This window comes from Streptomyces sp. B1I3, assembly GCF_030816615.1.
Classification (GTDB): Bacteria; Actinomycetota; Actinomycetes; order Streptomycetales; family Streptomycetaceae; genus Streptomyces.
The window spans coordinates 4,826,568-4,847,792 of record NZ_JAUSYD010000001.1 but is presented as its reverse complement, the minus strand read 5'-3'; the positions used below and the strand labels follow the sequence as shown (position 1 = coordinate 4,847,792).

General features: G+C 67.9%; 13 protein-coding genes and 6 pseudogenes. 8 read left to right on the top strand and 11 right to left on the bottom strand.

Annotated features, from left to right (window positions below; genetic code table 11):
* Window positions 1-160 precede the first annotated feature (160 nt).
* Window positions 161-817 (bottom strand): SurA N-terminal domain-containing protein, encoded by a 657-nt coding sequence (locus tag QFZ58_RS22270; RefSeq protein ID WP_307126666.1) that lies wholly within the window; start codon window positions 815-817, stop codon window positions 161-163.
* A 334-nt stretch (window positions 818-1,151) separates the two neighbouring features.
* On the opposite strand from QFZ58_RS22270, the pseudogene QFZ58_RS22265 reads away from it, so the two are divergent.
* A pseudogene (locus tag QFZ58_RS22265) lies at window positions 1,152-1,268 on the top strand (IS5/IS1182 family transposase); the annotation flags it as partial.
* A 123-nt stretch (window positions 1,269-1,391) separates the two neighbouring features.
* On the opposite strand, the gene QFZ58_RS22260 reads toward QFZ58_RS22265, so the two are convergent.
* A complete protein-coding gene (locus tag QFZ58_RS22260; protein WP_307126665.1) occupies window positions 1,392-2,231 on the bottom strand; it encodes a DUF1963 domain-containing protein in 840 nt (279 codons plus the stop codon).
* A 320-nt stretch (window positions 2,232-2,551) separates the two neighbouring features.
* Here QFZ58_RS22260 and QFZ58_RS22250 point away from each other — a divergent pair, with 320 nt between their 5' ends.
* Window positions 2,552-3,160, top strand: coding sequence for a HEAT repeat domain-containing protein (locus tag QFZ58_RS22250; RefSeq protein WP_307126664.1), 609 nt, complete (start codon window positions 2,552-2,554; stop codon window positions 3,158-3,160).
* A gap of 60 nt (window positions 3,161-3,220) precedes the next feature.
* On the opposite strand, the gene QFZ58_RS22245 is transcribed toward QFZ58_RS22250, so the two are convergent.
* Together QFZ58_RS22245 and QFZ58_RS22240 are read right to left on the bottom strand one after the other, a co-directional pair.
* Entirely contained in the window at window positions 3,221-3,796 is a 576-nt protein-coding gene (locus QFZ58_RS22245; protein ID WP_307126663.1) for a suppressor of fused domain protein, read from the bottom strand.
* A gap of 70 nt (window positions 3,797-3,866) precedes the next feature.
* Window positions 3,867-4,292 (bottom strand): SUKH-3 domain-containing protein, encoded by a 426-nt coding sequence (locus QFZ58_RS22240; protein ID WP_307126662.1) that lies wholly within the window; start codon window positions 4,290-4,292, stop codon window positions 3,867-3,869.
* Here QFZ58_RS22240 and QFZ58_RS22235 point away from each other — a divergent pair.
* A pseudogene (locus tag QFZ58_RS22235) lies at window positions 4,287-4,667 on the top strand (tyrosine-type recombinase/integrase); the annotation flags it as partial. The gene QFZ58_RS22240 and the pseudogene QFZ58_RS22235 overlap by 6 nt on opposite strands.
* A 78-nt stretch (window positions 4,668-4,745) precedes the next feature.
* Window positions 4,746-4,874 (top strand): annotated as a pseudogene (locus QFZ58_RS22230) (tyrosine-type recombinase/integrase); the annotation flags it as partial.
* Between the two features lie 490 nt (window positions 4,875-5,364).
* Here QFZ58_RS22230 and QFZ58_RS22225 read toward each other — a convergent pair.
* Window positions 5,365-5,592, bottom strand: a complete 228-nt coding sequence (locus tag QFZ58_RS22225) for a hypothetical protein (RefSeq protein ID WP_307126661.1) — start codon at window positions 5,590-5,592, stop codon at window positions 5,365-5,367.
* Window positions 5,592-5,867 carry a hypothetical protein gene (locus QFZ58_RS22220; protein WP_307126660.1) on the bottom strand — a complete coding sequence of 92 codons (276 nt, stop codon included), beginning with the start codon at window positions 5,865-5,867 and terminating at the stop codon, window positions 5,592-5,594. Before QFZ58_RS22220 ends, QFZ58_RS22225 begins: the two co-directional genes overlap by 1 nt.
* A gap of 5 nt (window positions 5,868-5,872) precedes the next feature.
* Between QFZ58_RS22220 and QFZ58_RS22215 the strand changes: the two are divergent.
* Window positions 5,873-6,055: pseudogene (locus QFZ58_RS22215) on the top strand (site-specific integrase); the annotation flags it as partial.
* Between the two features lie 125 nt (window positions 6,056-6,180).
* On the opposite strand, the gene QFZ58_RS22210 reads toward QFZ58_RS22215, so the two are convergent.
* From QFZ58_RS22210 to QFZ58_RS22200, 3 genes are all read right to left on the bottom strand, one after another.
* Entirely contained in the window at window positions 6,181-6,636 is a 456-nt protein-coding gene (locus QFZ58_RS22210; protein ID WP_307126659.1) for an SUKH-3 domain-containing protein, read from the bottom strand.
* Window positions 6,637-7,150: 514 nt separating this feature from the next.
* The gene (locus QFZ58_RS22205) at window positions 7,151-7,438 is read right to left on the bottom strand and encodes a hypothetical protein (RefSeq protein ID WP_307126658.1); all 288 of its coding nucleotides are present in this window, start codon (window positions 7,436-7,438) and stop codon (window positions 7,151-7,153) included.
* Window positions 7,431-7,772 (bottom strand): hypothetical protein, encoded by a 342-nt coding sequence (locus QFZ58_RS22200; RefSeq protein ID WP_307126657.1) that lies wholly within the window; start codon window positions 7,770-7,772, stop codon window positions 7,431-7,433. The genes QFZ58_RS22205 and QFZ58_RS22200 overlap by 8 nt, the downstream gene beginning before the upstream one ends.
* Window positions 7,773-7,880: 108 nt before the next feature.
* Between QFZ58_RS22200 and QFZ58_RS22195 the strand changes: the two are divergent.
* The 3 genes and pseudogenes from QFZ58_RS22195 to QFZ58_RS22185 form a co-directional block, all read left to right on the top strand.
* Window positions 7,881-8,084 (top strand): annotated as a pseudogene (locus tag QFZ58_RS22195) (helix-turn-helix domain-containing protein); the annotation flags it as partial.
* Window positions 8,085-8,141: 57 nt separating this feature from the next.
* Window positions 8,142-9,083 carry a transcriptional regulator gene (locus QFZ58_RS22190; RefSeq protein WP_307128952.1) on the top strand — a complete coding sequence of 314 codons (942 nt, stop codon included), beginning with the start codon at window positions 8,142-8,144 and terminating at the stop codon, window positions 9,081-9,083.
* 427 nt (window positions 9,084-9,510) lie between these two features.
* Window positions 9,511-10,053 (top strand): annotated as a pseudogene (locus QFZ58_RS22185) (site-specific integrase); the annotation flags it as partial.
* A gap of 137 nt (window positions 10,054-10,190) precedes the next feature.
* Here the strand turns inward: QFZ58_RS22185 and QFZ58_RS22180 are convergent.
* Window positions 10,191-10,451, bottom strand: coding sequence for a hypothetical protein (locus QFZ58_RS22180; protein ID WP_307126656.1), 261 nt, complete (start codon window positions 10,449-10,451; stop codon window positions 10,191-10,193).
* Entirely contained in the window at window positions 10,451-21,076 is a 10,626-nt protein-coding gene (locus QFZ58_RS22175; RefSeq protein ID WP_307126655.1) for a LamG-like jellyroll fold domain-containing protein, read from the bottom strand. Before QFZ58_RS22175 ends, QFZ58_RS22180 begins: the two co-directional genes overlap by 1 nt.
* Window positions 21,077-21,225: the final 149 nt, after the last annotated feature.

The window sequence follows — 21,225 nt, the reverse complement described above, 5'->3', positions numbered from 1 at the left end:
TGGATCGAAAAGTAAGGTGCGGCGAGCGAACGCAGAGAACTACGCCGAAAACGCCCACCCCGACAGGGCTGTGCGGCTCTGGAGACTTTGCACGGCTCAGCACGTATGACCGGGATACCTTGCCATACGGAACAGCCGCCACCGGCCACCGGTCTCCGCGTCAGGCGCTCGTCTCGGGCTGCGGGTTCGGGAAGGTGGTGACCTGAGTGATCCACGGAACCTTGTACGTGCTGAGCTGGACCTTCTCGTCGTCCCAGGTGCCGTAGCGCGGATTGATGTCGATGTGCAGGGCCTTCGACGCCTTGGTGAGTGCCTGCCCCACCTTCTGCACGCCGGCCGGGCTCTGCAGGTCGGCCCCGAGCGCCTGCGCCAGCTTCGGGAGCTGCACCTCCTGGCGGAGACTGTCGTCGATCTGCCCGGGCGCGACCCAGCGCTGCTCCAGCATCATGCTCCGCAGGCCCTCGTCCCCGCCGGTCTGTGCGGCTGCCGCAGTGCGGGTCTGCTGGATCTCCTTGCGGCTGACGCTCACTCCGGCGTCCTTCGCGGCACGGTCCAGTACCCGGCCGAAGATGAGGCCGGAGAGTTTGACCCGGCTGAGCTGCCCGGACGACTTCACCAGCTGGGCGGACTGGGCCGAGGTCTGCTGAGCGTCACGTACGTCCGCCGTCTGCGCCTGGACGGTGGACACATCGATACGGTCGCCACCGACCATGGCCGCGGCACCGGGGTGGCCCTCGCTACCGCAGGCGGAGAGAAGGGGCGCCGCGACGAGCGTTGCGGCGGACAGGGCGAGCGCGGTGCGACGTCGGCGGTGCAAAGGAGCCTCCCGGGGAGAGTTTGTGCATCAGTGCACAAAGCCTTGCGGTGATCGATGTTAGGCAGTGGACGTGATTCGGGCCACTGCTTCGACCAACGATTTCCGGACCCGTCGGTGTGGGGTCGCGGACACATCCCCGTCCTGGTCGCCTCTTTCCGCCGCTCGTTCCCCTCGCGGCGACCCACGAACGTCCTGATGGCGGGCCGGCCGGCCGCGGGGTCCGACCGGAAGTGGGTGGTGGGGCCCGTAGGCACGCTCGGTGTCGTACACAGGGGCTGCGACCGGGCCCGGGCCGCCATGTGGTCGCCGACCGCGAGCGGAGGAGCGCGCGGTATTCGAGCGCCGGGCCACCGTTGTCGACGCCTTCTTCGACCTCGCCGACACCATCATCATTGTGCGCAGTCTGATCCGCCGAGCCTGGACCACCCACCGGTGGGACGCACGCCCCTGACGCCGACCACGCGCACACGCCTACTTGCGCGGCCTCTCAGTCAGCCACGATGGCAGCCCAGGCACAGGTCTCCCCGAGTACAGGAGTCGGCGCGGACAAGCGGGCGGCTGAGCCACCCGGTGGTCACCAGATGTCCGGGGTCGGGATCGCCCGGCTGAAGTCGCCAGCCCGCAGCGCCTCGGTGGGGGTCGACCAGTGCATCCAGCCGCCGTCGCCGCCGAGGTGCCACTCGTTCCGTGAGGACAGTTGGAGCAGGTGGTGGTGAAGGTTCGGGTCTTCGCCGTCCGGCATCCACGGCGAGGATCCCGTCGGGAATTCCGGCCAGCCGAAGGCGATGTCCTCGGAGCCGAGCGCGCCAGGTCGTTGCGACCACTCGGTGAGTAGGTCCTCTATGTACATGCCGGGCATGAGCCTGGCCATGTCGTCGGCCTCGGGTCCCAGTTCGAGGGTGTCATAGGCCCGGTCCCAGGGATCGGGGAAGGCGAACCCGGGTGATGCCACCCACGAGACCGGCGCGAAGGCGCTCGACCGAGCGGGCGGAGTTGTCTCGACGGCGTGCGCGGAGCGTGCCGCGATCACCCTTCCCACCTGTGGTTCGTTTCCGAAGAACTTGGCCGCCAGCTTGAAGGCGGCGGGGTCGCACTGCTCGGAGTCGCTGTCGAGGTAGAAAAAGTTGAGCAGGCCTGTCCCGGCTGGGAGGAGGTCACCGAGCCAGGGGGCCAAGGCATCGGTGTCGAGGATGGCGAGCAGGCTCAGCGGAAAGCCCTCGAAGGCCGGCCAGGGCGTACCTGGTTCGAGTAGCGCCCGGCCGCCGAATCGGCTGTGCCCGGCAGCCTCGCCCGGCCCGGCTGCGGTGAGCGCGAAACCGGGCCGGGCGAGGGCGACGAAGCGGGCGGCGAGTTCTGCGCCGAGACGTTCGGCGCAGAACTCGCGCAGGGCGGAGAGCGTGGTCTCAGGGGCCATCCCGGCATTCAAACACCCACCTGTGACAGGCGGGACAGCCGTTTCCCTCGGACCGCACCCAGCGGTGGCACGCCGAGCACCCCCATGCCTGGCAGAACGTCTTCCACCGGCTCGCCCGCTGCTACGAACGCCGGACCAGTGTCATCTAAGCCTTCTCCGGCTCACCGGCACCATCATCACTGTGCGCAGTCTCATCCGCCGAGTCTGGACCACTCACCACTGGGATACACGCCTCCACCAGCCGCCCATCTGCGCGACCACTTACTTCACAGATCACCTAGCGTTCGGCACACCGATGAGGGACCTCAGGAAGGTGGACGATGACACTGACCCTGGAAGAAGCCGTCATTCAACTGAGCGACAAGGCATCGGCAAAACGCCGTTCGGCCGCGAGGCGCCTACATCAACTGGCCGAAGAAGCGGCGGGGCCAGCACTGCTCCATGCGCTCCGGCGCGAAATCGGCGACCGCCGCACCTGGGAGACCCAGTACGAGATGGTCATGGCTCTTGGAGCGTGTGGTTACCGGTCCGCCGTCGGGTTCCTGACCGAACTGGCTCAGCGACCCACCGATGACACCGCACTGCACATTGCCCTGGGGAACTCGATCATGCGGCTGCGAAGCCCTCACGAAGGCTTCGGAGCCCCACTGCGATGGTGCCTGGATCATGGAGATCCATCGCTTCTCGACGGCGCCCTTCGCGCCGTCGCCGAATCGCGAGCGGCCCTGGACGCCGAAACCGTTGACCGCGTCCTGGACGTCCTCGATCCGCTGAACCCCTATGACGGACTGCGTTTCTGGGCCGCGGTCGCTGCCGCGGAGTGGCCCGGTGACCGAGTCCGCACGTTCCTGGAGTCCTGTGCGGCCGGTCCCCGGAAGGACGTGGCCGACGCTGCGGCCACGTCCCTGGAGCGCCGGTATCAGGGCTGAGGGAGCGCCTCTGCCCTGTCCGGTCTCCGCCACACCGCGAAGACCGGACAGGACAACGGTTCAAAGACTCATCTGCGGGCGTCCTAGATCGAACAGATCAGGATCCTGCTTCGTCAGTTCCTCCTCGAAAGCCGGCCAGCCGTTCTTCGCCACGTACTCCGCCTCGGCGCCATGGAGCGGCACCAGCCAGATCACGGACACGTGCGTCCCGTTCTCCAGCGTGACGGAGAAGAAGCTGTCGTCGAAGTAGACCGGCAGGGCCGCGTACAGCGCGGTCATGGAACCACCCGGGCCCAACGGCATCGGCAGCGGCACGACCTCCCCGCGGAGGATCGCCTGCCCGGTCGTCGCCAGGCGCTCCGCCACCCACTCCAGCACGCCCGGAAACGGACCGTGCTCGTCCCCGGCCAGGGGGCGGCCGCAACCGAGCAGCACCAAGTGCTGAGGCTCCCCGGTGGTGGGAGAGACCAGGTGCGTCCGGTAGAGAGTGGTGGTCGCGTAGGACTGCACGCCCTCGAAGGCGCCGCCGGTGAAGTACCCCACCTCCGACGCGCCTTCGGGGGCGCCGTCCCTGACCGACCACGCTCCGACGAGTCGACCCAGTCGTGCTTCCAGATGGTCGAGCAGAGCAGCCACGTTTCCTCGTCCGTCGTCTCCATGCGAGTCCTCGCCCCCATGCGCGTGTACCTCGCGGATACCGCCCGGCTCAGAAGAACGTCTTGTCCCAGGTGCCGGACATGAACGCCTGCACCGCCGCGGCGAACCCGTTTCCGACACGCTGCATCCCGGCATCCCCGGCGAAGATTATGTCGCCGTTCTCGGCGAGCAGTACGTTCTCTTCCGTGACCAGGGCGGTGCCGATCGGCACCACCGGCATACCGAGCCGACGGGAGTAACTGCGGACGTTCGGCGGAAAGACGCCCATCGCTTCCTCGACGGAGATCGTCAGGACAAGCTCCTCGCCCGTTCCCGGTGCTGTCCGACCCATGACGATCTCGCCGTAGCTCTCCAAGAACTCCCGGAGTTTACGGGTGACCTCGTAGCCGGCTTGCGTGTAGGCCACACAAGCCGCCTCGACGTCGACCTCACGGACCTCGGCGTTCCCTGCCGCCGCCAACGCCTGGCGGAGCACCTGCCGGTCGGAACGGGCTGGACGGACAGTGGGCTCGTCTCCACCACCCAGAAGGGCAGGCCGCTCGACACCACCAACCTGACCCGCCACTTGCGGTGCCTCCTCCACTGCGCGGAACTCCCGATGATCCGCTTCCATGATCTCAGGCACCCGACCGCGACCCTTCTCCTGGAACAAGGCGTCGGCCTCGTGGTGATCAAAGAACTCCTCGGCCACGCCCATATCGGCGTCACCGCCACCGTCTACGCCCACATCCGACTCCGCCTCCAGCGAGACGCCATCGGCCTCCTCGGCAACGCCCTCCGCAAACCCACAGAACCTGTCACCCGGTCCGACGACGGCGACGAACCACCGCCCTGTGCGGCACCCGTCCGCCGAGTTGCCGTCAACTACTGCCGTCAGACACCCCAGAGGCCCCTCCGGAAGCACATTGCGGCGGGGCCTCTGGACTATCTCGCCTTGCGCACCGGCCTCCGGAAGGGGGAACTCCTCGGCCTGCACTGGGAAGACATCGACCTCAACGGCGGGCCCGTCAGCATCCGCCGCTCGCTCCAGCGCACCCGCACCGGCGGCCTCACCAGCGAGACGGCAGGCCAGCCTGGAGTGACAGCGGCCTCTGTGCTCCATACACGTCAGGGCGCCTATTGCCGGCAGGGCCCGTCATTCGCTGCGGGTAATTCGGATTCGAGGTGACGGAACTGACGAGATCATGCATATCTTGCGGGGTCTCGTAGTACGCCTTATTCGCCGCACTTCTACCAGCAACAGTTTCCGGCGAGTAGTTCTCGTCGGGCGTCCATTTGCTTCCGCCACAGTTGTGAACGAGGACCGGCGTAGCCCCCGCCAGCACATAGTACGTATGAGGCCTTCGATACTGAGGTCGAACGTGACGCGCTGCGCCGTGTAGGCCTTGGTGTCGAAGATGACCGTGGGCCCACCACTACCGTTCTGGAGCTTCTGGCCGGCCCTGAGGTCGGCCGCCTGCGTCCAGGCGTTCCGAGTGAACTCATATGCGCCTAAATCCGAAGAGGGCCCGTCGGCACTGATGCCGACGGGCCCTGCGATTCCTCTCCTACTCAGGCAGCCATTCGATCTCCCACTGGGAAGACTCCACGAAAGACTCGAGCTCCGCCCGGTCCGCCACCCAGTAGTCACCCCCGTCCGTTGGTGCGGACAGGTCGTCGACCAGGTAGATGTAGTGCCCGCCGGTGATCTCGGAGTCGTCATGGAGTTTCACGAAGTACCCTTCGTAGAACCCCGAAAGAATTCGCCCGTGCCGCTCCATTTCAATCTTGGTCATCACGGCTCGGCAAGGGGGACATGGTTATTGGCCAATGGTTTTCCTGCCTCGCCAAAGATCTCGAAATGGACGTGCGGCACATCAGGCCAGTGGCCTCCCGCAAGAGAATCGGGGTCGGTACGGAATCCGCGACGGTTGTCAGCGCTTCGATAGATTTCTCGCCCCTTGGTCACATCGCGCATTCCCTCACCGAGGAATTTGCGCCCGGTAGCCATGGCATCCTCCATGGTGATCGTGTGCGTGCTGATGAGACTCGACTTTCGCTTGTGCGTCACGATGTCAAGGCGTCGACCTCATCGTGATCAAGGAACTCCTCGGCCACGCCCACATCGGCGTGCCCGCTGGCGTCTACGCCCACGTAAGACTCCGCCTCCAACGTCAAGCCATCGACACCCTCAACGACGCCGTCGGTCGGCCCAACGACCACCCTGACGACCCACCCGCCACAGCAGCCGTCCGCTGACGTTGCCGTCACCGTTGGCGTCAAACCTCCCAGAAGCCCGCCGGAAACCACTCCGGCGGGCTTCTGCTTGCAACCATTCCGTCAAACTCGATAAGCCGCGCTGGCCTTGAGTCGAAATCTGGTGATCAAGATTTCGGATAGCAATTGTAGAGCACTTCTGGCGCAACGCCCAGGATGAGACTTTCCACCCCGTTGAGGCCGACACCGAACTGCGCCAGCCAATCGGCTACAAGGTAGATCGTCCCCGCTTCATCGAGGCCGAGAAAGTACCTGCCCTGATCGAGTGCGCCAATCGGGAACAGTGTCACCCCGATCAATTCACCCCACTCAGCGAATCTGTCATCCTCGCCGAGTCCGAGCAGTGGATCAAGTTCGAAGGCTTCTCGCGCCCGCGAAATCCCATCACCGCCGTACTCGAAAGACAGGCCACCAAATTCAGAGAGGAAGCTCTCGGCTGTCTCGTGCATGACGAATCCAGAATCCTCCAGGCGGGCACGCCAGGCCGATGTATCAACGCACCGGCCAGGTGTCCAACCTGCGAGCAGGAGTACCCGCTCCGACTCTTCGGATAGCTCACTCACCCTAGTCACCTGTCAGGAAGTTGAGGTTGAAGTGCTCAGAAAGAGCCTTGCAGCTATTGCACGGGCCCACTGGGAATCCGTGCTTGGGGTGACCAACGTCGCCTCTGATCAAAACTGCTGCCGCATCGGCTCCCATTGGGCTCTCTCCGCTAAAGAGCGCCTGCGAGAGGCATACGGCCATCCCGCATTGCCCATGACCGACACCCGCCCACTCGACAACTGAATCGCTTCCGCAACCGCCGGCCTTGCTGCGGAGGGGCGAATGGAAGCTGACACGCATCAGCGACTCCCTGAGCGCCCTCTAGCGCACCACCGCAATTGTGAACGAGCACCGGTGTGGCCCCCGCCAGCACATAGTACGCGTGCTACACGACCCCTCTCTATCTGCGTATTCGCAGATCAGCGGCGGTTTCGGGTTCCGCTGGTGTTCGTGGTTGTGCGGGGAAATCCGTGGGTGTTGCCGTCGCTACTGCCGTCAGATGGTGCGGGCCCGGAGTGCTGGCGCAGGGGGACTTTACTGCCATGCGCCGGGCTCGGCACGGAGAAGGGCACGGGTGGTCTGCTCGTACAGTTCGTGGCCGGTCTGGGCGCAGTGCCCGGCGATCCAGCGGGTCAGCTCGTCCCGGTCGTTTAGTGCGCCGGATGCGGCACCGCAGTTGCGTTCTTCGCCAGTTACGCACACCGCTTCGAGGGCTGGCAGTGCCATGGGGTCGGGGACGGTGGTCACGTGGTACTCGCGGAATCGGTAGCGACTTCGCGTGGCGTTACGGGCCGGTGCGTCGGTGTTCGTGGAGTCAGGCATCCTCGGTCGCCTCTCCCGGGTCTGGGATGCGCTGCCCGCGTGAGTCGGCGACCCTGAGCGCGTCGGACAGGGCTTCGGTCAACCGGCGGGCCAGCCATCGGTATTCAGTCGCCGACCGGGTCTGCGTTCCGGGGGCCATGGCCTCTCGGGCGTACTCCAGCAGCTCCTCGCCCATGCCGAGTTGTACGGCTTCGATATTGTCGGCGAGGTTGGCAAGGTAGCCCCGGCCGTCGGTGCTCAAGTAGCAGGGGCGCCCGTCCTGGGTGGTCCACGGCAGCAGGCGTGATCCCTCTGCTGTGGCACGCTCTGGCCACTGTGTCGCCTGCTCGGCCATCCTGTCTCCCTTTCGTCGGCTCGGCTCGGGCTATTGATCAGGATCTCGCTGGCGTGAATCTTGCGGAGTAGCCAGCGTGTCTGCCTTGCTGTCTGCCAAGCTGGCCTGGTGCGGGAGACGGTCGGGGAACTGGTCAGGCGGCTGCGTCTGGCGCGTGGTTGGAGTCAGCGGCGGCTCGCCGAGGCGCTGGCTGAGGCTGCTCCCGGGCGCGTCCCTCTGACGCGAAACGATGTTTCCCGCTGGGAGATCGGGACTCGGTCCCCTCGTGAGTGGCTGCCCTTCCTCGCGCGGGTGCTGGAGGTTCCCCGCGAGATGCTGGAAGCGGCGAAGGCCGTTCGGCCTGTCGAGTCCGCGCCGCGTGTATTGTCCGTGGCCGACTTCCTGCCCGCGGGCGACCCGCTGTCCCCGCTCAGTGCCCGTACGGGCCGCCGGATCGGCTCCGGGCAGGTGGCCGACCTGGCCCAGCGGGTTCACGGCCTACGGTTGGCCGACGACGTGGTGTACGGCAAGGACCTGATCGGCCCCGCCCTGCGCGAGCTGCGAGCGGCGGTGAGGCTGCACCGCGAGGGTGTGCACACCGACGAAGTGGGACGCGACCTTCTGCGGGCCATCGGCGAGTTGGCGCAGATCGCCGGATGGGTCGCCTCCGACGCCGGGGAGCATACCGAGGCGGAACGCATCTACCGACTCGGTATGAGCGCCGCGCAGGCCGCCGGGGACGGAGTGCTGTCCGGAAACGTGGCAGGCTCGCTGGCCTACCAGTGGAGCAACACCGGGCACACTGCGGACGCGGTAGGACTGGCCCGCGCCGCGCTGGAGGGCGCCGGTTCGAACGCCCCGCCGAAGGCTCGCGCGCTGTACCTGGACCGTGTGGCCTGGGCGCATACCCGGGCCGGGCAGGACCGCCCGGCGATGACCGCCCTGGGAGAAGCGGCCGAGGCCCTGGCCGAGGACTCGGCTGGCACCGAATCGCCGTCGTACCTGTACTGGATGGACGCCGGGGAGTTGCAGGTCATGGAGGCCCGCGTCTATACCGAGCTGCGGCGGCCCCTGCGCGCCGTACCTCTGCTGACGGACGTACTCGGCCGCTACGACGCCAGTCACTCAAGGGAGTTGGCGCTGTACCTTTCGTGGCTGGCTGTGGCCTACGCCGACGCCAACGAGCCCGAGGCAGCAGCCGGGACAGCGAGCCGCATGCTCGCACTCGGGCAGAGCGGCAGCGAACGAACAGCAGAGCGCACACGGATCGTGCTGGACCGCCTGCGGGCTTTTCGAGAGGTGCCCGAAGTCGCCGACCTGCTGGCGTCCTGACCGCCCTCGGAGAAGACCACCCGTCGGCCGGCCTCCGGCACGATCGCGGCCTGAGCGGGAGGGGGTCCCTCGTCGGTCGGGCAGCTTTGCCATGCCAGGGTTCGCCGGGGGCCGCCAAGGCCCACTTCGTGACGCGTGCGCTCGGCCTTGGCGGCCCCCGGGGGTTCCTGGTACGCCTCCGGTGACCGGGCGGCGAGGGACCCCCTCCCGCGACCACGAACCCCACACCACGACGAAGCCGCACCCGACACGCGCCCCCTTGCCCCTCGGAGGGAGGGCCCGGGTCTGGGGCGGAGCCCCTGGAAAGGCTTTACTGGGTGGGCTGTTGCGCGCCCGGACCGGCGGGGTCGTCGGCGAGCGGGGCGGAGACAGGAGCGGGCGGCGGCCCCGAGGTGCCGGGCGCGCGCGGGCCGCGCCAGCGGACCGCCTTGATCGGGGCACCGCTGCCGTCCGCCGCACATTGCAGCGCACCAGCACCGGCGGACTCACCACGTTGCCCACCAAGACCCGGGCCTCCGAACGCCGCATCGCCCTCCCCACCCGCTGCCTCCACTCGCTGAAGCACCAACACGAGCAGCAGCAGCGCGAAGGGCACGCGGCAGGAACTGAGTGGCAGCACAACGGGTACGTGTTCACCACGCCACAGGGCAGGCCGATCGACCCGACCAACCTCACCCGTTCCTTCACCACGCTCCTCCGCAAGGCCGGCCTCCGTCGCATCCGCTTCCACGACCTTCGCCATTCGACCGCGACCCTGCTTCTGGAGCAGGGCGTCGAACTCGTCGTGATCAAGGAACTCCTCGGCCACGCCCACATCGGCGTCACCGCCACCGTCTATGCCCACGTGAGGCTCCGCCTCCAGCAAGACGCTATCGACGCCCTCTGCAGCGCGCTCGACGGCCCGACGAACACCGGGACAGGCAACGCCGACGGCGACGAACCGCCGCCCTGCGCCGCGCTCGTCCGCTGACGTTGCCGTCAACTACTGCCGTCACCCCACGCAGAAGCCCCGCCAGGACTCGCCTGACGGGGCTTCAATTTCGCTACCGATAACCAGTGCGACGGTTGCGGGATCGAGCGAAGAGGTCACGCCTCACTTACCGCTGATCAGTCTTCATCGAGAAGACCAATGGCTTCCGGAAGCCCCAGAATTACCCTCCTGCGCTCCGGGTTCTCTTCCAGTTCGGCGCACTCAAGAACCAGGGAAGTAACTTCCCGACGCCCCTCTTCCGAGAGATCACGAAACAGGGCGGCAGCAGGTTCGAGAATATCCGTCGCGATATCCGGATCAATATCTTCATCGTCCGTCAAGTCGATCGAGACGACGACGCTTACGAATGCGCGAACCAGGACCTTGTTGACATCCATCAGGGCACGACCCTCACTCGAATGTTGGTGATCAAGAGGCCGCCGAGGACTTTCCGAGCCCGCGCGGCCTCAGCCGCAGTGGGGACTTCCCACCGGCCGCTGTAACCGTTCTGCTCAAGCGCCAGAGATTGATTCGTGGCTTGTCGGTATGTCTTGTTGAAGGTTGTGACGCTCACCTTTCGGTCGATCATCACGCCGTTGGCCGCATCAAAACCATCGAATTTGATCTGAGACAAGCGATTCCCGCCAGCCTTGTAGTACTGCAACGCCGGGGCCACGCCAGCCCTGGAACCCGCCGCCCCAGCATCATAAGCCCGCGCTGCGGAACTCATATTTGCGTTCTCGTTGACCCAATCGACGCCGCCATCGCAGTTGTGAACGAGTACCGGCGTCTCACCAGCGAGCACATAGTACGTGTGCAGGCCTTCGATGCTCAGGTCGTACGTGACGCGCTGCGCCGTGTACGCCTTGACGTCGATCACCACCGCGGGTCCGCCGGAGGCGTTCTGGAGTTTCTGGCCGGCCTTGAGGTCGGCGGCCTGGGTCCAGGCGTCCTTCGTGGACTCGTAGAACTGGTGGTGCTTGGTGGTCTGGATCGTCTTCGGGCCGGACTTGGTGTCGATGACGACGTCGACGTAGTCACGGTCCGTCTTCGTGACGATGACCGCCTTGACCTTGTGCTTTTCCTTCTTCTTCTTGCCCGGCTCGGCCGTCAGGACGTAGTCCCCGACCTTCACCTGCGAGATCGGCTTGGTCGTGGCGTTCGCCAGCAGGACCCCGGTCAGACCGGTGAAGCTGTGCGGGACGCCGACTCGGCAAGCGCCCCCCGGAGAGGACGGCTGTCCGTCCGGTTCCGGCTTCGACGTCGACTTGCGGCCGAACTTGCTCGCTGCCGCGCCGAACACACCACCGCTCGCCGCGCCCACCGCCGTGGCCTTCGCCGCGCCGCTGACGCTGCAGCCTTCCTCGCTGGTCACGCAGGAGATGCCGTAGCCGACCGCGCCTTCCGCGCCGCCGCCCGCCGCGCCCATCGCCGCGCCGTTCAGCGCCTTGCCGCCGGCACCGGCGAGCAGGCGGCCCACCGCTCCGGAGGCAGCGCCGCCGGCCGCGCCGCCGAGGGCGCCGGTCAGGGCTCCCACGCCGACCGCGGTCGCGAAGCCGGCCAGGGTCTTCGGGCCGTCGCTCATCGCGTAGCCGACCGCGTTGGCGGCAGCGCCCGCGAGCATCCCGCAGGCGACAACGCCCCCACCGAATGTCGCGCCCGTGCAACCCGCGAAGACCGCTACACCGACTGCCACCGAGACGATCGTCGAGGCGTGCTGCTTGACGAAGTTGGCTGTCGCCTTCGCCGCCTTCTTGACGGCTCTGCCGACCTTCTTGGCGGCCTTCACCACCTTCTTCGCCACGTGTGTGACGGCCTTCGCGACCTTGCGGACCGTCTTCTTGACCTGTTTGACGACCTTGTGGACGTATTTCTTGACGCGTTTATACGTGCGCTTGACGTATCTCTTGACCTTCTTGACGCTGTCGGCCACATAGTGCACGGCCTTGCGCACAACCCGCGTGGCCCTGCGGACGACCTTCTTGACCGCCTTCTTGATCTTCTTGGCGGCGTGCTTGACCGTCTTGGCGACCTTCTTGACGGCCTTCTTGGTCTTCTTCCAGGCCGACTTGACGGTCTTCTTGACCTTCTTCTTTACCTTCTTGATGGCCTTGTCGACGAAGCTCGGCCAGTGGCCGGTCGGGTCGGTGGCCGTCATCGGGTTCTGGTCCGCGTAGGCGTACCGGTTCGCGGACACCGAGGTCGGCAGTGGGTTCATGCCCACCGTGTCCCGGCTGTTGAACTGGCCGGTCTGCGGTGAGTACCAGCGCGCCGCCATGTTGACCTTGGCGGTCTCCGGGTCCGTCCATCCGGACTGGTAGCCGAGGTGGCCGACCATGCCCTGCGACTGCTCGACCTTGCCGAACGGGGAGTACGTCGACGAGCCGGCCAGTGCCTCGCCGGCCGCGGTGAACTGGCCCACCACGTCGTCGTGGACGTCGGTCAGCGCGAGCACCGAGCCGGCCGCCGACTTGATGCCGAGCAGCGAACCGTCGACGTTGTGGCTGTACGTCGTGGAGCCGTCGGACGCCACGTCGTTGCCGGCTCCGCTGTACGCGAAGTCGTACATCGAGCCGCCCTGGGTGTCGGTCGCCTTGAGCGTCCGGTCCAGGCCGTCGTACGTGTACGTCCGGTCGCCCTCGTTGATCACCCGGTTGAAGGCGTCCGCCTTCACCGAGGTCTGTACACCTCCCTCGTCGGTGACCGTGCGCATCGTGCCGCGCGCGGTGTACGTGTATGTGCTCTGCCCGTCCGAGGTGAGGCGGTTGCGGGCGTCGTACGTGTAGGTGTCACCGCCCACGCGGGTCCGGTTGCCGGACGCGTCGTAGCCGTACTGCTCGGTCGTCGTCCCGTTGTTCCAGGACGACAGGCGGTTCGCCCAGTCGTAGGTGTACGTGTTCGTGCCCGCCCCCGCGACACCGGTCGTCGTCTTCGACGTCTCGTTGCCGTTGAGGTCGTAGCCGTAGGTGAAGGACGCCAGCGTCTTGCCGGTCGGCGAGGTCAGCTCGTCGGTGGTGAGCTGCCCCAGGGAGTCGTACGAGAAGGTTCGCTTCCCCTTGCCCTGGCCGTAGTCGATCGAGGTGACGTTGGACTCGACGTCGTAGCCGTACGTCATCGAGGTGCCGGTCGCCGCGTCGACGGCCGTGTCCAGCCGGCCCGCCGTGTCGTACCCGAAGGTCGACGTGCCCGACGCGTCCTTGCGGGAGGTCATCGCCCCGTTGCCGTCGTAGGCGAACGAGGAGGTGCCGGACGGGCCTTCGGCGCTCAGGAGCAGACCGCGGTCGTCGTAGGAGAAGGTGTTCTTCTCCTCGCCCACGCCCGCCACCGAGGTGACCTGGTCGTCCTCGTCGTAGGTGTAGGTGTGGTCGGTGGTCTCCGCCTCCGCGCCCGTGCCGTGCTGGCGGACCAGCCGGCTCCGGTCGTCGTACTCGTTGCTGACGACGACACCGCCCGGGGAGCGCTGCTCCTGGGGACGGCCCGCGGCGTCGTAGACCATCGTGAACGTGCGGTCCGCGAGGTCGGGGTGCGCCGGGGTGGAGGGTTCGATCTCCTTCTCCGCCATGCCCCACGCGTTGTACGTGGTGAGGAAGGAGTTGCCGCGGCCGTCGGTGAAGCGCGTGCGGTTGCCCGCCGCGTCGTAGCCGAAGGTCGTGGTGATCGACTCGGTCTCCGAGACCGGCTGGACCGCCTTGGTGATCAGCCCCGTCGCGTCGTTGGTGAGCGTGACGGTGTGGCCCCGGTAGTCGGTCACCGACGTCGGGTTGCCCGCACGGTCGTAGGTGGAGCTGCTGGTACGCAGCACCTTGCCCGTCTCGTCCAGGTCCTTCGTGGCGACCAGCTGGCCGTAGCCGTCGTAGGTGTTGGCCGTGCTGGTTCCGTCGGCGTCCACCGACGTGAGCGGCCGGCCGTCCATGTCGTACGTGAAGCGGCTGGTGGCGCCCGCGGCGTCGGTCACCTCCGTCGTCTCACCGAGGGCGTTGTACTTGTAGGACTCGCTCACCCCGGTCGGGCTGACCGTCCGGGAGAGTTCACCTCCCGGAGCGTCGTACTCGTTGATCGAGGTGTACGCCCGCTCGGTCGGCTGGCGCACGATGTCCGTGTCCGTGACCGGGCGGCCGAGGTAGTCCCAGGTGGTCTCCTGGCGGGCGCCGCCGGGCCGTACGGCCGACAGCTGGTCGCCGTTGGTGGTGTACGTGTAGCGCGTCGTGGCGCCGCCGGGCTCCCGGACCGAGGCCAGGTCACCGAGCTGGGTGTAGGTGTACTCGGTGCGCTTGCCCAGCGGGTCGACCTCGGCGGTGACCTGACCGAGCTTGTTGTACTCGTTCCAGGTCATGGCCGTGATCGGGGCCGAGGCCCCCGGCGGGGTGTAGCCGGGCATCGTCGTCGAGGACTCCTGGCCCTCGGCGTCGTACGCCGTCGTCACCACGTTGCCGAGCGGATCGGAGGACTCGGTGTCCTCCCCGAACGTGTTGTAACCGGTCATCGACACCGGCCGGACGGTCACCGCCGCGGTGCCCCCGGTCTCGCTGCTGACGGCCGGCTCGGTGACGCTGGTCTGCTGACCGGCCTCGTCGTAGCCGTAGTCGGTCGTGGCTCCGTTCTCGTCGGTCATCGACAGCGGCAGGCCGCGCTGGTCCAGCGCCCAGCTGGTGGTGCGGACCGAGCTGCCGGCCGCGGGGAGGGTGCCGCCCTTCAGCGCGGTCACCTGCGACGCGGTCAGCGCTTCGCCGTAGACCTGGATGTCGCTGAGCGAGGCGTTGGCGTTCTCCCCGTACGCGCCCTCGGCGAGCCTGCGCCCGATCTGGAGGGGCCCGGTGGCGTCCCAGGGGGTGGTGAAGGCGGTCGATGTGCCTGCCTGGACGCCATTGACGTACAGCCTGATCTGGCCGGCGTCCTTGTCGTAGACGCCCGTCAGATGCGTCCAGGTGCCGGTGGTCACCGCGGCGGTGCCGGAACTGGCGCGCACGATGGCGGTGCCCGGCCTGTCGTTGGCGTGCCGGTTGAACGTCCAGCCGGCCCCCGTGGAGTAGTACAACTGGAAGCCGCTGCCGGTCTCGCCGTCCTGCGCGAGGAAGGTGCTGTTGGCGGCGGTGGAGTTCAGCTTGACCCAGGTGGAAACGGTGAAAGACCCACCGGTGTTGACCGCCGCGCCCTTCGTCTGTCCGTAGGCGTTCGCCGTGCCGTTGAAGACGGCGGCGCCGCCGTGCTCGGTGGAGCGGGTGACCGCGCTGCCGAGGGTGGCCGTACGGTTCCCGCCCGAGGAGTCCGCGGCCGTCAGGCCGGCGGCCTCGGCCAGCTTCCAGCGGCCCACCGGGGCGGTGGTGCCGTCGTGGAGCGTGGCCCCGGTGACGTTGCCCAGGTTGTCGTAGAGCGTGTCCTCGGTGCTGGTGCGGCCGTTGGCCGGGTCGAGGTCGGTCTCCGAGACGACGTTGTCGTCGGGGTCGTAACTGACCTTGGTGGTCCGGGCGAGCCCGGCCGGGTCCAGGATCGACGACGTGGTGCGGTCGGCCGCGTCCACCGTGAAGGCGGAGATGGTCCGGCCGTCGTTGGTGACCTGCCGGATCAGGTTGCCGGCCGCGTCGTAGGTGTTGGCCTCCTCGGTGAAGGAGAGGCCGTTGGCCGGGTCCTTGCGCACCACCGTGGCGGCGAGGCCGTCGTCGGTGTACGTGTACGCGGTGACGTGGCCCATCGCGTCGGTGATCGAGGCGAGCCGGCCCGCCGGGTCGTAGGCCCGCGACTCCTGCACGAGCGTGGTGGGCGGCGACGGGTCGGCCGGGTCGCCCGTGTAGCCGAGCAGGTTGGTGGTGAGGGGCCTGCCCTCGCCGTCGAAGGTGTACGTGTTGACGTTGCCCGCCGGGTCGGTCTCCTTGACCTTGTTCCCGTACACGTCGTACTCGAACGCCGTGGTGTCGCCGCCCGGGTCGGTCCGGGAGGCCATGCGGTTGTACGCGTCGTACGTGATCGTCGTGGTGCGGGACGCGTCGCCGCCGGTGAGGTCGGCGACCGTCTGCGAGGAGACGTTGCCGTCGGCGTCGTACACCGTGCTGGTCCGCCCGGTGTGGACGGCGCCCGTCACCCGGTTGGTGACCGGCGGATCGGTCTCGGTGAGGACCTGGTCGTCCTTGTCGTACGTCAGCGTCGTGGTGAGGCCGTCCGGCTGGGCGTCGGTGACCTCGGTCCTGGTGAGCTGACGGCCCAGGGCGTCGTAGGTGCTCCGCTCCTCGGCGCCGTTGGCGTCGGTCACCTCGGCGATGTCACCGTTGGCGAAGTAGGAGTACGTGGTCCTCCGGCCGCCCGGTGTGACCACCTCGGCGACCAGGCCGGCCGGCGCCTTGGCGGTGCCTCCCTCCGCCGCCGGGGTGGTGGCGGTCGTGTACGTGGTGGTGGCGGTCCGCCCGGCGGGGTGGCCCGGCACCGGCGGCGTCGTCACCGAGGTGAGGTTGCCCGCCGTGTCGTACGCGTAGCTGGTCAGGTAGGTGTTGTCCGTCGGTCCCGAGGAACGGCCGTCGCGCTCGGTGAGCACCAGGTCGTTGCGCGGGTCCATCGGCGGGAACGCCGTGGTCGAGTCCGGGTAGTAGGTGTAGTAGTCGGTGGCGCACTTGCCCGCCGCGGTGTCCTGGCACATGGTCTGGGAGACCGTGTTGCCGCGGATGTCGTGTCCGGTGACCGACCGGTTGCCGTTGGCGTCGGTCACGGTGTGCAGGAAGCCCGCCGTGTCGTAGCCGTACGTGCTCCGCTTGCCGTTGGTGTCGATCGCGGTCAGCAGGCGGTTGCCCATCTCCGCGTCGTACACGTACGTCAGCGTCTTGCCGGTGGGGTCGGTGAGCTTCACCGTCCGTACCGGGGCGACGCCCGCGGAGGCCTTGTACGCCGACCAGTGCTGCTCGACCTGCTCCTCGGTGAGTCCGCCCGCGTGCACGGCGACCTCGGCGATGGAGCCGGTGAAGTAGCTGACGTCGGCGGGCGCGCTGATCCAGCCCTTGGCGAAGCCGGCACCGATGAAGGTGCGGGAGTTGGTCTGGTCGTTGGGTGCCCCGGTGAAGTCGGCCTGCTTGACACCGTCCACGTAGAGCGTCTGGGTGGTGCCGCCGGCGGAGAGCACCGCGTGATGCCAGGCGTTGTCGTTCACCGTGGCCTTGGAGCCGAAGTCCGTGGCGGCCGAACCGGCGGCGCTGTACCAGTGGCCGCGGAGTTTGCCGTCGGCCGCGACGTACAGGACGGGGTTGATCGGCCCGCTCGCACCGGCCGCGTCGTTCACCGCCTTGGACTGGTCGGCGACCAGCACACCGGGCTTCGCCGTCTTGAACCACAGCTCGACGGAGCGGTCACCCTTGCCGTGCCACGGTGCGTACGGGACCTCCGCGTACGAGCTGGTGCCGTTGAACTGCGCCGCCGTGACGTCACCGGTGCCGAACGGCCCGGCCACGCCCTGGGTGACGTTGCTGTACGTACCGAATCCGGTGTGCACCTCGTTGGCGGCCTGCGCGGCGCCCTGGGTGTCGTCCATGCGCCAGTACCCGGCGGGGGCGGACCCCATCACCGCGGAGCGGTAGACCTGGGAGGAGCCGGTGACCGTGGCCGGGTTCAGCTTCCAGGTGCCGCCGTCGCCGTCGGTGGCCTGGAGGACCAGGTCGTCGGTGGTGCCGTAGGTGACGGCGGACTGCGTCTTGCCGTTCGGCGTGGTGATCCTGTTGAGCAGTCCCGCGGACCGGGTGGCCGCCTGGTACTGCGCGGTGATGACCGACGGGTCGAGCGCCTCGGTGTAGACGGCGACCTCGGCGAGCTGTCCCGCGAAGTGCCCCAGCGGGTCGGAGGCGTTCATGGCGGGCCAGCCGTCGGTGTTCACCCCGGCGCCGAAGGAGATGTAGGGCTGCTCCCAGTCGTTGATGGTGCCGGCGAGACTGCCCTGCTTGGCGCCGTCGAGGTAGAGCGTCTGGCTGGTGGCAGCGCCGGTGAGGGCCACGTTGTGCCACTTGCCGTCCGTGACGGTGGCCGTGGAGGCGGTCGTGGTCATGCACCCCGGTGACATGGCGAGGCAGCCGCGGAGCTTGCCGTCCGTGCCGACGTACACCGCCGGAGTGTTCTTCTTCGTGGTGCCGACGGGGTCGGTGCCACTGAGCGGCTTGTCACCGTAGTAGAAGAGGACGCCGCCCGCCTGGGTGGTCCTGAACCACAGCGAGACCGTCGTGTACGAGGGCGTCGCGCCGGGGGCGCTCGGGATCTCGACGTACGACGTGGTGCCGTTGAAGGTGGCGGCCTTCTGCGTGGAGCCGGCCAGCGGGCCCGCTCCGCCGAGGGTCACGTTGCGGTACAGGCCGTTGAACCTGCCCTGGTTCAGGTCGATCGTGTCTGTCGCGACCGTGCCGCCGGTCTCTCCGAGCCGCCAGTACGCGAACGGGTCGGCGTCCAGGACGGTGGTGCGGTAGTGGTTGCCCGTCGTGTAGCCGTAGACCGTGCACTTGGTGGCGTCGGCGGGCGGGCAGACCTTGGTGAGCTGGTCACCGCTGTAGCCGTACTGCCAGACCTGGGCGGTGCTCGCGTCCCCCGCCGTGGCGGCGTCGGTGGTCACGGTCGCCACGTGCGGGGCGGTGGCACCGGCCGGCGTCTGCCAGGCGAAGGCCAGCGACCGGTTGGACGTGGTGTTGGTGACCTTGCTGAGCTTGCCGCTGGTGTAGGTGAAGGTCTCGGCGCGGTTCGCGTAGTCCTTGATCGCGGAGATCGCGTACGTGCCGGCCCGGCCCGTCACCGCCTGCTGGAAGCTGTAGACCGTGAAGTCCTTGTCGGTCAGCGTGTAACCGCCGCCCGACGCGGCCGGTGCCAGCCTGGCGTAGCGGCCCATCGGCGGGACGAAGGTGCCGTCGGCGTTGCGGCCGAAGCCGACCTGCTCGCCGCCCGGGTAGGTGACCACCACGCTGGTGAGCGCGCCGGAGCCGTCCTTGACCTCGACGGCCTTCATGTCGGTGACCGTCGCCCAGCCTGCGCCGAAGGCCCCGTCGGTGCGGGGGTCGAGGCTGTTGTACGAGCGCTCCACGGACAGCGAGGGGCCGACGACCTCGATCTCGGCGTCGGTGTCCTCGGTGGTGTAGTTGCCGTCGCTCGGGTCGAACTCGTGGCCGTCGGTGTTCTGGGCGAGGCCCGAGGTGACCGGCGGCTGGGGTACGGCGGTGGCGAACCGGCTCGCCGAGTACATCACCGAGTCGTATCCGTCGGTGACGCTCACGTACCAGGCGTAGTTCTTGCTCCACTTGAGCTTGCCGGCGGGTATCTTCCAGCTGCTCTTGTCCTGCACCCCGGAGGTGGCGACGGGTGTCGTGCTGTCGCTGTCCGCGTCGTAGACCTCGAAGGCGTACGTCAGTGCCGTCATCGGCCACTTGTCGGCGTCGCTCGCGTAGACCAGCAGTTCCGGCTGGAGGGTGTTGGACTGGTGGTTCTCCGGGGGGTACTGGGCGTTGATCTGCGGCTTCGTGTTGGCCGTGTACGTCAGGTCCAGGGCCGGGCGGAACGCCGCCTTGGCGCTGTTGTCCGAGTGGAACTTCTTCCAGTGCAGCCCGTCACCGGTCGGGGCCGTCAGCGCCAGGCCGTAGTTCGGGCTGCCGGTGGCGACGGCGTCGAACCAGCTCTTGGACAGGCTCACCGGCATCTTGACGCCGACGTTCAGGTCGTTCGTGCCGCCCGCGTTGTTGCTGCAGGAATCCCCGGGGGCAGCGGTGGCGCTTCCGATCGCGGCGCCGTAGGCCGGGCCGGGGTAGGAGGTGACGCCGGACGGGGTCCAGGACGTCGTGACCGGGCTCACCGAGAACGGCTCGGGGGTACAGGTCGCGGACCAGATCGCGTACACGTTGAGGGTGGCGGCGCTGACCCGCTGGCCCTTGAGCGTGGTGCCCAGCGAGGAGAACTGCAGGAAGGAGTTCGCCTTGTTGGTGCCGGAGTCGTAGCTGCCGACCTTGATCTGGTTCTCGGTGGAGTGGTCGCCGCCGATGGTGTTCTGCGTGTACGTCGAGTTGCTCGCGGCCACGGTCGGGTCCACGGTGACGGGGTAGACCCGGGCCGGGTCGTCGAGCCAGCCCCGGTCGGCGGTCAGCCGCAGTGCGGGCCTCCCGTCGGCGGTGGTCAGCTCGTAGGTGAGGGCCCGGGACAGGGTGGCGTCCCCGGAGCGCGGGTCGACCTCGGAGTCCTCCATGAAGGCGTGCGGGATGGTGGCGGTCACCTCCCCGTCCGCGTCGGTGAACTCCACGTCACCGGTGTCGGTGACGCGCGGGGTGAGGCCCTTGACGTCCAGGGGGAACAGCCAGGAGTTCGGCGCGTCGGCCGAACGCAGGACCAGGCGCTCCTTGAACCCCTCGGTCAGCGGCGAGAGCAGCAGGTCGGTTTCCGGCAGGACGTCGGCGTACGTCGCCGTGTTGTCCTCGTCGACCGTCGGGGTGGCCTTGTTCGCGCCGCGGAGCGCGTACGCGAGGCTGCGGCCCGCGCCGAAGTCGACGGAGGCGAGCTGCTGGTCGGCGGCGTCGGGGGCGAACTCGACGTCGAGCGAGTTGGCGCTCTGCTGGAGCCTGCCGTCCTCGTCCCGGGTCAGGTCCGTGTCGATCGGCTTCCAGGTGCCGTCGGCCGCCTTGAAGTTGGACCGGCTCGCGTAGTGGCGGACCGTGGTGGAGCCGTCCGCGTTGACGTAGTAGTCCGATGTCGCCGTGGACTTCTTCGCGTTCCGCTTGCTGGTTTTCGCGTCGAAGCTCTTGGCGTTGCCCGCGGCGGGGTCGGAGACCGCCTTGTCCGCGCGGTCGTCGTAGCGCTCGTACGCGTCGAGTTCGCCCTTGCCCTTTCCGGGGCGGTGGCCCACGCCGAGGTCGCTGCGGGTCTGCGAGGTGGGGGCGCTGTGGCTCTTGCCGCGCGCGGTACCGCTCTCCTGGCCGGGTGTGTGCAGGGGGGAGGATTCCGCCCATTCCCACAGGCCGGAGAGGGACATCCGGGGCATCGACAGTGCCGGGAGGCTCTCACCCGCGGCCGAAGCCGTCTCGGTCGTCAGCATGCAGGCGAACGACACGAGTACGGCGAGTGCCGTACCTCGTGCCCTGCGTCGCCCGATGGGACCGGGTGGGAAGAACTGTGATGGTCTATGCCATCGAGCAGGCATCAGGGCTGCTTTCTCTTCACGAAGTCTGTAAATAGCCTCGCGAG